This window comes from Pseudoalteromonas sp. SR43-7 (genome assembly GCF_014163785.1).
Taxonomy (GTDB): domain Bacteria; phylum Pseudomonadota; class Gammaproteobacteria; order Enterobacterales; family Alteromonadaceae; genus Pseudoalteromonas; species Pseudoalteromonas distincta.
This window is the reverse complement of the sequence record NZ_JACJDY010000001.1, coordinates 176,972-188,513: the sequence shown is the minus strand read 5'-3', so window position 1 is coordinate 188,513 and position 11,542 is coordinate 176,972. Positions and strand designations below refer to the sequence as shown.

Below are 11,542 nucleotides of genomic sequence, written 5' to 3'. Positions count from 1 at the left end.
GCGTAATTATAGTGTGAACTGCAAAAGCAAAAGCGCGACATATTGTCGCACTTTATCAATTTTGAATGTTGTTAGGCGTGTTTAATCTAAAAGGTCATATAATAAATTAAGTATTTAACTCAGCGACTGTTTGAGAAACAATATCAGCCCCTCGCTCAATCTCTTTAATAACTTCAGATACATTCGCAATAAGCTCTCGGCCTTGCTCTGAAGAGTCTGAAACCGACGTAATTTGCCTTGATATATCATTAGTGAGCTCTTGGTTATTTTTAACAACGGTCGCTATTTCATTAGTTGAACTACTCGTACTGGCTGCAAGTTGCCTTACTTCGTCAGCTACTACAGCAAAACCTCGACCGTATTCACCAGCACGTGCAGCTTCAATAGCAGCATTGAGTGCAAGTAAATTAGTTTGATCAGCAATGCTGCTAATTGTAGAAACAATGGAGCCTATTACAGCTGATTGTTCATTAAGATTTTTAATTAAATCAACTGACTTAAGAACTTGGCTTACAATGGCATCTGAGTTTGCAACAGAACTTTGTAGTATCTCAGAACCTTTTTTAGCGGTTTGCGCTGTAGCTACCGCCGATTCATACGCGATTGCAGCGGCTTCAGTCACTGCATTATTATTGTGTATACGATCAGTAATATTTGATGCAAACTTAATTATTTTAATTACATTACCTTTGCTATCTAATATTGGGTTATAAGTAGCTTCTAGCCAAATTTCTGAACCGTCGGCGGCAATACGTTTAAATTTTCCTGACTTAAACTGCCCCTGCGCTAATTCATTCCAAAAGTGTGGGTTTTTCTCATAAAACACTTCAGTACAAAACATTTTATGATGTTTACCTACAATATCTTTTAAGCTGTAGCCTACTGTTGCTAAAAAGTTTTGATTTGCGCTTAAAATATTACCTTGTGGGGTAAACTCTATTGTAGCCAATGCTTTATCGAGTGCAGTAGCTATCGCTTCTTGTGCCTTTCGTTGTATATAACTAGTCGTAATATCAGAGGCTATTTTAATCACTTTAGTGACTACGCCATGCTCTTCTACAGGAAAGTAAGTTGCCTCAAGCCAAAGCTTATCGCCATTAGCTTTGTATCTTAAAAACGATCCTGATTTAGAATCTCCGGTTTTTAATGCTTGCCAAAATTGGCTATATTCGTCTGACTTTGCATATTCAGGTTCGCAAAACATGCGATGATGTTTGCCAATTATTTGCTCTTTGCTGTAGCCTACAGTAGCTAGAAATAACTGATTTGCGTCTAATATTATTCCTTCAGGTGTAAACTCTATATAAGCCACATGCTTGTTAATTGCCGACAAGATAGACTGTTTTTGAATTAATTGAAGCTCCATTTCTTCAATTTTTGCGTTTCTTTTAGAAATACCAAACATATAAAAACCTTAAGGAGTAAATTAGTAAAAACATTAGCAAATTAATGTGATATCAACATGTAACTGTACTGTAAATATAAGCTCTAAATAACCTTTCGGCGAATATTTAACACCTTATAGATGCATGCTTTATAAATAGTTTTTTTATTTTATGAATTTTAAGTAGTATTTTCTTCTAATTAACATTTTAAAAACCTAACAAAAACACTAATTTATGCATGACTCTGTACTTTTTTTAACTTAAAATAGCACTTTCACAGACTACCCTCTCACACCAAAATTTAAGCATACATATAATATTTTCTATTCAGAATTTATTGCGCTGTTTCACTTTTAAAATTAAATCTTAAGGGATCATCTATGACATCAGATGTAACGTCGGCATCTAGTCAACTTAACAGAACCGCTATTTTACTCGTATTAGCACTTGGCACATTTATTTTAGGATTATCTGAGTTTTCGATGATGCCTATGCTGCCACTAATTAGCGAAACATTTGGCTCAACGCCCTCACAAAGTGGTTACGCAATTAGTGCTTACGCCATTGGTGTTGTAGTGGGTGCGCCTATTTTAATGCTTACCACTGCTAATATGAGAAAGCGCAAAGCATTGCTCATTTTTATAAGCTTAATGTTTATCTCAAACGGGTTAAGCGCGATGGCAACGTCGCTTGAGCAGCTTGTAATATTTAGATTTTTAAGTGGCTTACCTCATGGTGCATATTTTGGTGCTGCTATTTTATTAGCATCAGATATTGCCCCAAAAGGTAAGCGTGCAAGCTTTATGTCTAAGGTGTTTATGGGTTTAACTGTGGCTACTATTGTTGGCGTGCCTATAGTTACACTTGTAGGTCAAAATTTAAGTTGGCGTTATTGTTTAGCTGGCGCTGCAGTACTGGCCTTTATTGCTTTTGTTTTTGTTTATAAAGTAGTGCCTAGTATCGATAACGCTAAGCCTTCTAACTTACTAAACGAGTTTGGCGTACTTAAAAATAAACTGGTTTGGTCCATTTTGGGTATTGTAATTATTGGCTTTGGCGGAGTGTTTTGTATTTATACTTACATTGCCGACACCATATTAGTGGTAACAAAAACAGCTCCGTATACTATTTCTATCGCAATGGTAATGTTTGGTATCGGTTGTACACTCGGTAACTATGTACTGGGTAAAGCTGCCGATAAATCAGCAATTAAAACGACTGGCCTTGCGCTTGTATGTACTATTGTATTTGCCTTTGCATATGTAACGGCAAGCCATAATATTTGGGCTCTTTACGCGGTGATCTTCTTTATTGGTTGCAGTGTGGGCTTGGCTACGCTGATTCAAACGCTTTTAATGGACGTTGCGCCCGAAGGCCACGCTATGATTGGTGCCTTAGTACAGTGCGCATTTAATACTGCCAATGCTATAGGTCCTTGGGTTGGCGGAATTGCAATAGCGCAAGGTGCTGCACCTAATCAAACAGGTTACGTAGCAGCTGCATTGTTTTTAGGTGGTTTGGGTATGTGGCTATTAAGTTACTTACAACTAAACAAACAGCAACCAACAGCGCAAGCTACTAATTAACTGAGTCCTGGTTAATTTAAAACATAAAAAGAGCCGCTAATTAGCGGCTCTTTTATTTTTAATTTACCTAGTAAATTAAGCGTTTAACGATGCCATATCAATAACAAAGCGGTATCGTACGTCAGATTTTTCCATACGCTCGTATGCCGTGTTAATTTCGTCAATGTTGATCATTTCGCACTCTGGCAGCACGTTATTCTCACCGCAAAAATCAAGCATTTGCTGCGTTTCTGCAATACCACCAATAAGTGAGCCTGCTACTTGGCGACGACCCATTAACAGCGGCACCGTGTTTAGCTCTTCTACAGGGCCAACTTGGCCAACGATGATTAGTGCGCCGTCTATGTCTAATAAAGGCGTGTAGATTGAAAGGTCATGCTTAACAGGCACTGTATCAATAATTACATCGAAAGCCGACTGCGAGTCTTTCATTTCGTCATCATTAGATGACACTAAGTAGTGCTGAGCACCTAATTTAACCGCATCATCTTTTTTAGACTCACTACGGCCAATTACCGTAACGCTTGCGCCCATTGCAACTGCATTTTTAACGGCCATATGACCAAGCCCACCTAGACCAATAACACCAACACGGCTACCTTTTTTTACGCCCCATTTATGAAGTGGCGAATACGTAGTAATACCTGCACAAAGTAGCGGTGCAACGCGTGAAAGGTCTAAATTTTCTGGTACAGAAAGTACAAATTCTTCGCGTACAACAACATGTTTAGAATACCCACCTTGGGTCATTTCACCACTAACGCGGTCTTTGCCTGCGTACGTACCAACCATGCCTTCGCGGCAAAATTGCTCTTCGTCGTTATCACATTGATCGCAACTTTGGCACGAATCAACCATACAACCCACAGCAACTGTGTCGCCTTGCTTATATTTTTTAACGTCGCTACCTACCGACATAACTTTACCAACAATTTCGTGCCCAGGTACTAGCGGGTAGTCACTGCCACCCCAATCATTTCGTACGGCGTGTAAATCTGAATGGCACACACCACAGTATAAAATTTCAATTTCTACATCGTTATTTCGTAAATCGCGGCGCTCAAAAGAAAACTCTGTCAATTCAGAACCTTGGCTTTTTGCTGCATATCCTACTGTTTTCATAATAACTCCATAGTGGTTAAAAATTTAAATCATCAACAGCATAGTACATAGCCTGTGAATAGAACCTGACAATATAAAATAGGCACAAAAAAAGCCCAAACAGTGTTTGGGCTTAATCGTTAGGACTAGGGCGCTAAATTTAATTATTTTGCAAGTAAGCTGTTTAGTTCATTAATAATTGAATGAATGCGCTCTGCATTTTTTCCTAAATCACTACGCCCTACTCGCGATTTACTACGAATATCAACAAAACGTTGGCTGCCTTCATCTTTAATACGAATTACCACATCGTCTTTAAAACCAAACCATGTGGTTGTATCAGTAGCTTCTACAATACCTGTAGCCGTATTTGCACTTACCACTGTAAAGCCAAGGTTTTTAACTGCTTGTTCGCTTGCTGCCATCAAATCGGCTTTAGATTGTGCAAAGCTTAACGTTGCCAGTTCAGGGTATGCTTTGCGTTGCTGTACTGCCGTTTCTTCACCCGCGTACTCTACTGGATTTGGTGCTTCAGCACGAAGTGGCGCAATTGCTACAAATTTTGGTGGGTTAACTAAATCTGTTGAAATATCATGAATTGCCGGTACGCTTTTAGCTTTGTTCATCATATTAAGTGGCATAGCAATAGCCACAACCGAAAACACAAGTGCAATAACACCACTGCTTAGCGTTAACGTTTTACGCATAAATAGCGCTTGTATTATAAGTAGCACCAATGCAGCGCCACCAGCGTAAACGCCAAATCTAAATCCCGTAAAAGCAACCTTTAGCTCCACAATACCATATTTATACAAAGGCCCCGGCAGTATGACGAGTAAAAAAGCGATTAGACTAACTAAGCTCACTAAAACTTTCATTTTATGATTCCTATATTGTGTGATTTTTATTATTAAAACAGATAAGCACTATCAACCGGTAGCTTATACTACTAACAAGTGCTTTTAGATTACTATTAGCGACTAATTACACAAAAAAGTCCAATGTTGTGTGATCAAAGTTACTCAAGTTTGGAAAGATATCAACAAGCTCAGAGCTTGGCACACCAAACCACTGAGCCAGTGTGGCAAAGTACTGCTCATTAGCAACACTTGGAATTAAACGCCCGCCACCGGTATCTTGTGGGCCATCCAAATGTTGGGTTAGTAGCTCACCATATATATTGCCGCCTTTTACTGCGCCGCCCATTACTATTTGGTTCCCTGCCCAACCATGATCAGTGCCATCGCCATTTGAGGTAAGCGTACGACCAAAATCAGACATAGTAAACGTCGTCACTTTATCAGCCATATCAAGCTCTTTCATCGCACTATCAAATTCACTTAACCCTTGAGCTAACGTATTTAATAAAGCAGGGTGCGTTGTTAATTGGTTGTCGTGGGTATCATACCCCCCCATAGAAACAAAAAACACTTGGCGTTGAGTACTCAACTTTGCCTGTACGCTAATTGTTTTAGCGACTGCTGCAAATTGCTCACTAAGGCTATTATCGCTAAATGGGGTAATAAGTGCAGGCGCGCTTTCTAACGCGCTGTTCATTGCTTGAGTGTTATTTATCGCACTTGTTAAGCCATTGGCATAAGCTGTACTTAACGGATGGCTCGTATTGCCTAGTAAGCGGTTCATAATAGCGGTTACGTGCTCGCTACGAGGTTGATATCCTCCAAACGCGTTAATACTACTAATGCCGCTTTTGTTAAGCGCAAATGCATTGCTAGCACTTCCCGTTTGCCATAAATTAGTACCGTCGAGTGATACATTAGCTGCAAACTCATCTTGTAACTCTAAACGCTCTAAAAGTCGTGCGCCCCACCCGCTATTAAGTGATTGTTTTTCTCGACCATACATCCACGCAGCTTGCTGATCGTTATGCGAAAACAAATGCTTAGGCAAACCTATTGTTTTATTTTTATAGTCATTCAATGTTGTGGGAGCGAGTAAAGTACCTACCCCGCCTATAAATGCTAAATTTTGAGATTCAAACACATTTTGTATAGGTTCAAGTGAGGGATGAATACCGACTCCACCGGCAAACTGGCTTTTAATACTTAACTCAAGTGGGCTCTCTACCGCTAGGTTCTGCCTACTTTGCTCGTAAACACTACGTTGCTCGCCTTCAAGCGGAACGAGCATATTTAACGAATCATTCCCCCCGTATAAATACACACACACTAATGCTTTATAATCACCTAACTCAACGGCATTAGTCGCTCCAGTTAATGCTTGTAATTGCAGGCTCGTTAACGCGGCAGCCGATACGCTGCCTTTTACACATAACGACAAAAACTCTCTTCTATTAATGCTCATTATGCGCTCCTAATACTGCACGTTAAATTCAGGTGAAATAGCAATCATATATAATAAATACGAAACCCGTTCACGGTATTGCTCTTCATTAAAGTAGGCATCTAAATCAAGTAATGCTTGGCGTGTGTCATTGCTCATTGCGCCTGCAAAATATAGCGTGTTGTACTGAGTTAATAGCGCGCTAACACCGTTTTTCTCTAAAACATTCATGTCGTCTTGAATATAAACATAAATACCATTTGAATTTAAATCACTGTGCGCTTCAGCGGTACTCCACACTAAACTTGCGTAAAGCGCGTTCATGGTGCCAATCAGTGTTGCATCGTTTGCTATTTGTAACTCTGGCGCAACAATACCTTCATTTCGCAAAGCTGCGGTTTGATAATCAGGCCTAAAAAAGTTAAATACCGAAGCCGACTGCATGGGTCCTTGCCCGTAGCTATTTATTAAATTCCATGTTTTATAGTAACCAGCCAAAGATTTAGCATCGAGATTTCGCCAAAACTGTACGGTTTTTAAAATAGGCTCTTTAATTTTACCTTGATAGTTAAGCACTGAGCCAAAATGCCGTGCTTCATCATCTAAATATATAGCCTTTACTACAGCCGCTAAATCGCCGCGTACACCGGCGCCATTATCAATAAATACATTAGCTACTCGTTCAACGTATTGGGGGGTTGGATTTGACGTAATTAATCGCTGAATAAGCTGCTTAGTAATAAATGGCGCAACATTTTGATGATTAAATAAATTATCGAGCGCTATTTGCATTGACTCTTCTGCTGCGTAACCTTGCGGTATAACCTCGCCATTTAGTAAGGTTTTTTGTTTACTAGAATGGTACTCGTCAAACGCTTCCATTGGCTTAATATAGTTACGACTTTTACGCTTAAATGTTTCACTATCGGCAAACGTCCAACCAGTAAATACGCGTGCAAAACCCTCTATTTCGACCTGTCCGTAAGTAGCAATAGTATTACCTTGTGCATCAAGCTTGGCGCTGCCATCTAGGTTTAGCTCTTCAAGGCCAATAGTAAATAACTGCATTACTTCACGTGCGTAATTTTCGTCTGGGCGAATATTAAGTGCATCGTCTGCTTTTTCGTTACCCAAATGGCTTAAGTAAGTTCCCATAATAGGCGAAAGCGTGACATCTTCGAGTAAGTCACGATAATTACCAAAGGCATGCTTTAGTAGCAAATCGTAATAAGTGATCATGCCCTCAGGTTGGCCTCTTAAGGCACTGTTTTCATCCGACACTACTAATATTTCACTTAACGCAAATGCAACACGTTGACGGAGTTGATCGTCACTTTGCATTACTGCCTTCCACCATGCGTCTATGCGGCTTATGTATTTAAAGTCGTCATCGTCATTTAACTTTACTAAATAATCACGGTGATAATTAATAGGTAGCGCTACTTGCTTATCAAGCCATTGCTGCTCGCTTAAACCTTGTGCGTTTTGTATTTCACTAAGCTTAGGTCCCATTGTTGCTTGATGTAGTAACCGTGCGGCGCTAATATCATCCATATTATTACGTGCAGTAAAGCTTAGCGTTTTTACACTGCTTGCCCCTTCGTTATCGGTTGCTGTGACCGAAAAAGCGTAATCAACAGGCTTATAACTTTGCGCATTTAGCAGTGTTACTGAAGCAGTTGTTGCCTCTAAAGTCCCACTAATTAGTTCAGGCCCTTGCGTTTGTTGCCACACAATAGATGTAATAGTGCCGTCTTTATCACTGGCTGTTGCTGTTAGCTCAATTGTTTGGCCTTTACTTAATTCACTAGGAATATCAGTGACTGACAAAATGGGGATTTTATTTCCGTTAACGGTTGGCGTATCATCGGAGCCTGAACCACCGCAAGCGCTTAGTATAAAAACCGAGCTTGCGATAAGAGCAAATTTATAATGCATGTAAAGTCGTCATCATTTGTTAATTAAAGTACGTTAGTGTGTACCGAGTTTAATGCATTTATTGAAACACAAAATTTACAATTTAACTCTTTATTTTTTGTAACCGAATCATGAACGCCCCATTAATAATGCACTAGCTGCAGGGGTAAACAGCCAGAGCTTTATTATTTATGAAAACAGAAATTCGCTATTGTTTTGAATCATCACAAGTTGCTAACAGATTTTTACACGAGCTCAAAGACTGGCCGGTTAACGATGTAAAAACACGACTTTTTAATGGCGGCGATAGTGTAAAAGTGACATACGAATACGACGAAAGTGGTTTTGATTACACTTGCGCCGAACTTGACGACCTAGCACAGAGCCATGGCGGGAAAGAGGTTTGAGCGTTTAATAATAAAAAACAGCTGATGCATCTTTAATAATTGACTTAAATTATATAGATTTGATTGATGTTTTATCTCTACCTGAGTTTTTCGCTTCGTAAAGCATTATGTCAGCTTCTTTAATTAGTGATTGAATAGACACATTATTACCACTTAAGATTTCTTTTGTAGCAAATACACACCCAGCACTAATTGTTAAATATTTACGTACAGGCGACGCTTCATGAGGTAAATTTAACTCCCGAACCGCCAAAAGCAATTGCTGAGATATATTTACAAACTCTTCATAAGAAAGCTCTTTAAAGAATAATATGAACTCTTCGCCGCCATAGCGCGCAACTGTACCTGTGTTTTGCTTTGCCATTTGTTGTAATTTACAAGCTAGGAGCTGTAAAGCATTGTCTCCGCCTTGGTGACCATAAAAATCGTTATAATTTTTAAAGTGATCTACATCAAGTAATATTACTCCAAAGGCATTTTGTTGCTGTTGAGCCTGTTCCCATTGCGCCGCTATAATTTCATCAAAGGCACGCCTGTTGTAAATTTGGGTTAATCCATCAATTTTACTTATTTTTTCGAGCTTAGAATTTTGCTCTTTTACTTGCTTAATTAACGCATTAAAACCGCTAATTAAAACGCGCATTTCTAAAAATTGATTAGTGAACCTCAAAGGCTGTAAATCGTTTTTAACCAACATTGAATTAATAGCGGACGCACCACTAATAAGCGGTTCAATAAAATAACGATTTACAATATAAAAACCTAATAATGACATTACAAAAAACATTAACAAAATAAGCTTTAAATAATGATCAAATAAAACTGGCAGTGTTTGGTGATGATGCTTAATGTTCAAAGCAAGCAATGGCTTACCATTTACATCTAGAATCACCCTCTTCCTTTGAGTGGCAATGTCCTCTTCTTGGAGGCTCCCTTTAAGCGTCGCAATATCGTTTAAAGAACTACCGTGTGCTATTTGTGTATAGCTAAGCTCCACTTGTGCAATTTCCGCTAAGGATTTGATCAACGACGGTCTTACTTTTTTTATAAAAACAATACTACCAACAGGCTCACCTGTTTTATCTGTTCGCTTTATTACATGCGATGCAAACATGATAGGGCCGCCCGCTGTTTGTAAAAAACCAGAATGACTTAAACTACGGTCGTCATTAGCAGCTTTTGGATTAGGAATAATTGCGCGGTTTAATTTATTAACCTGTAAATCTAAATCAGGCGCATCAAACTCCCTATGCTTCATATAATCATACGCTTGTCCGTAAACCATATTAAAGTTTACATCGTAGATAAACACACCATCAATTTTGAGAGAATAGAAGGTATCCCCTACAAAGTTTGAATCTACATATTCTGCGTCAAAATCAGCCATATAATCATAGGTGTCATCCCATACGGCATAGTCATAATTAAGTGTTTCTAAAAATATAAACTCTCTATCAAGCGCAATTTTAAGACTCAGTAATTCACGATTTTGATAATCTTCAATACTAGTATTTATAGTCGGCAGCTAAAAAAATAGCGGTACCCAACTAATAAACTTGTTACAAAGCACATTAAAATCAAAGTACCTATTATTACAAAAAATCTTAATGTCATAGTCTCTATCTAATCGTGTAGAATTAAGTCAAAGTAGCTTACGTTTTATGTTTTAGACTTCTGCATCTAAATTATAAATAATTAGCTTCTTACTAAAGCGTAGTATAAATTCATGAGCAGGTATAAACAAAGCTTACTATTAAGTTTTATAGCGTTAAAACTTTAGCACTTTCAATAATATATTTAATATAGACATAAAATTATACCAATTCGCTTAATTAAGTGGTCTATTGTGAGGGCGGAAAAACGTGTTGATAGCTAGGCAAAAAATTAGCTACTTAGTTGTTCTAAATGAGCATTTTTTAACGCAGGTAGCGACACGTTTAGCCTCGCAAAATGATTAAGTATTATTGCGAATTGGTATTACACATTTAATGTAATACAAAAAGCTCAAACTATTTCGCTACCGAAACTTCCACTTTCGATGAAGATGAACTCGCAAGATCCAGTACTTCATAATAATTTAAGCCATCAATTTTTTTACCAATAATAAAATAATTCATTTCATTCATCATGGTTGGGTCGCCTAAAACATCTTCTGCGCTTTGCACATCAGAAAATTGAATTGCAATTAAGGCGCCTATAAAGCGCATTACATCTTGAGATTTTAATGTCTTTAAAACTTTATGAACTCCGGCCTGAGTTGACTCAGGTGTAGAACCATCAAATCTAAAATCACTTTTTGTACTAGCGCATGCACTAAGCATTAATATTGATAGTGCGATAAGTAAATGTTTCATATATATCCTTATTTGTTATTCGTGATACTTGCGGATCATCGCCACTTTACCATTTTCAACTTCAATCACTTCCATCATTGTGGAGGTGTATTCTATTGGCTGCTTACTTTGCGGGTGAATGCCCTTTGCATGACTCTTATAACGAATAGCAAAGCCTGTATTGTTAAACACAAATGTATTAAGCAGTGCGCTTTCAAACAACGTGTGCGCACCTAAGTAAAAACTCATACCTTTGCGCATCTGCTCTTTGCCATCAGGAGTACGTGAGTCATCCGGTTGATATGGAATATGCTGATTACCAATATCATCGGTTAACAATGCAAGATAAGCCTCAAGCTCTTTAGCACCTGCGTTAGGTGCTTGTGTTGCGGTCATTGTTTTATAGTATTGCTGCGCAAATGCATTTAAGTCGAGTGGCTTTTCAGCATAAGCCGAAAAAGCAGTTACTAGAGCCAAACCTAACGTTAAAAGTAACCTCATTGACTATT

10 protein-coding genes are annotated in these 11,542 nt (G+C 38.5%); 2 read left to right on the top strand and 8 right to left on the bottom strand.

Annotation, left to right across the window (positions count from 1 at the left end; genetic code table 11):
• Positions 1 to 106 precede the first annotated feature (106 nt).
• Positions 107 to 1,405, bottom strand: coding sequence for a PAS domain-containing methyl-accepting chemotaxis protein (locus tag H5087_RS00845; RefSeq protein ID WP_182670848.1), 1,299 nt, complete (start codon positions 1,403 to 1,405; stop codon positions 107 to 109).
• Between the two features lie 360 nt (positions 1,406 to 1,765).
• Here H5087_RS00845 and H5087_RS00840 point away from each other — a divergent pair, with 360 nt between their 5' ends.
• Entirely contained in the window at positions 1,766 to 2,971 is a 1,206-nt protein-coding gene (locus H5087_RS00840) for an MFS transporter (RefSeq protein WP_024598262.1), read from the top strand.
• Positions 2,972 to 3,046: 75 nt separating this feature from the next.
• On the opposite strand, the gene H5087_RS00835 is transcribed toward H5087_RS00840, so the two are convergent.
• The 4 genes from H5087_RS00835 to H5087_RS00820 form a co-directional block, all read right to left on the bottom strand.
• Positions 3,047 to 4,093 (bottom strand): NAD(P)-dependent alcohol dehydrogenase, encoded by a 1,047-nt coding sequence (locus tag H5087_RS00835; RefSeq protein WP_182670847.1) that lies wholly within the window; start codon positions 4,091 to 4,093, stop codon positions 3,047 to 3,049.
• Positions 4,094 to 4,236: 143 nt separating this feature from the next.
• Positions 4,237 to 4,950: a DUF1499 domain-containing protein gene (locus tag H5087_RS00830; RefSeq protein ID WP_182670846.1), complete on the bottom strand. Its 714-nt coding sequence runs from the start codon at positions 4,948 to 4,950 to the stop codon at positions 4,237 to 4,239.
• Positions 4,951 to 5,056: 106 nt separating this feature from the next.
• Positions 5,057 to 6,397 carry a DUF1501 domain-containing protein gene (locus tag H5087_RS00825; protein WP_182670845.1) on the bottom strand — a complete coding sequence of 447 codons (1,341 nt, stop codon included), beginning with the start codon at positions 6,395 to 6,397 and terminating at the stop codon, positions 5,057 to 5,059.
• A gap of 9 nt (positions 6,398 to 6,406) precedes the next feature.
• Positions 6,407 to 8,314, bottom strand: a complete 1,908-nt coding sequence (locus tag H5087_RS00820) for a DUF1800 family protein (protein ID WP_182670844.1) — start codon at positions 8,312 to 8,314, stop codon at positions 6,407 to 6,409.
• Positions 8,315 to 8,484: 170 nt separating this feature from the next.
• Here H5087_RS00820 and H5087_RS00815 point away from each other — a divergent pair, with 170 nt between their 5' ends.
• A complete protein-coding gene (locus H5087_RS00815; protein ID WP_002958138.1) occupies positions 8,485 to 8,700 on the top strand; it encodes a hypothetical protein in 216 nt (71 codons plus the stop codon).
• A 49-nt stretch (positions 8,701 to 8,749) separates the two neighbouring features.
• Here H5087_RS00815 and H5087_RS00810 read toward each other — a convergent pair whose 3' ends face one another.
• The 3 genes from H5087_RS00810 to H5087_RS00800 all read right to left on the bottom strand — a co-directional run bounded on the left by H5087_RS00810 (position 8,750) and on the right by H5087_RS00800 (position 11,534).
• Positions 8,750 to 10,144, bottom strand: coding sequence for a diguanylate cyclase domain-containing protein (locus H5087_RS00810; RefSeq protein WP_310736458.1), 1,395 nt, complete (start codon positions 10,142 to 10,144; stop codon positions 8,750 to 8,752).
• A 565-nt stretch (positions 10,145 to 10,709) separates the two neighbouring features.
• A complete protein-coding gene (locus tag H5087_RS00805; protein WP_165744382.1) occupies positions 10,710 to 11,054 on the bottom strand; it encodes a hypothetical protein in 345 nt (114 codons plus the stop codon).
• Positions 11,055 to 11,069: 15 nt separating this feature from the next.
• Entirely contained in the window at positions 11,070 to 11,534 is a 465-nt protein-coding gene (locus H5087_RS00800) for a nuclear transport factor 2 family protein (RefSeq protein WP_182670843.1), read from the bottom strand.
• Between the last annotated feature and the right edge of the window lie 8 nt (positions 11,535 to 11,542).

Coding starts and splice junctions, on each gene's coding strand:
- H5087_RS00845 (WP_182670848.1), bottom strand. CDS start 1,405: ATGTTTGGTATTTCTAAAAGAAACGCAAAAATTGAAGAAATGGAGCTT.
- H5087_RS00840 (WP_024598262.1), top strand. CDS start 1,766: ATGACATCAGATGTAACGTCGGCATCTAGTCAACTTAACAGAACCGCT.
- H5087_RS00835 (WP_182670847.1), bottom strand. CDS start 4,093: ATGAAAACAGTAGGATATGCAGCAAAAAGCCAAGGTTCTGAATTGACA.
- H5087_RS00830 (WP_182670846.1), bottom strand. CDS start 4,950: ATGAAAGTTTTAGTGAGCTTAGTTAGTCTAATCGCTTTTTTACTCGTC.
- H5087_RS00825 (WP_182670845.1), bottom strand. CDS start 6,397: ATGAGCATTAATAGAAGAGAGTTTTTGTCGTTATGTGTAAAAGGCAGC.
- H5087_RS00820 (WP_182670844.1), bottom strand. CDS start 8,314: ATGCATTATAAATTTGCTCTTATCGCAAGCTCGGTTTTTATACTAAGC.
- H5087_RS00815 (WP_002958138.1), top strand. CDS start 8,485: ATGAAAACAGAAATTCGCTATTGTTTTGAATCATCACAAGTTGCTAAC.
- H5087_RS00805 (WP_165744382.1), bottom strand. CDS start 11,054: ATGAAACATTTACTTATCGCACTATCAATATTAATGCTTAGTGCATGC.
- H5087_RS00800 (WP_182670843.1), bottom strand. CDS start 11,534: ATGAGGTTACTTTTAACGTTAGGTTTGGCTCTAGTAACTGCTTTTTCG.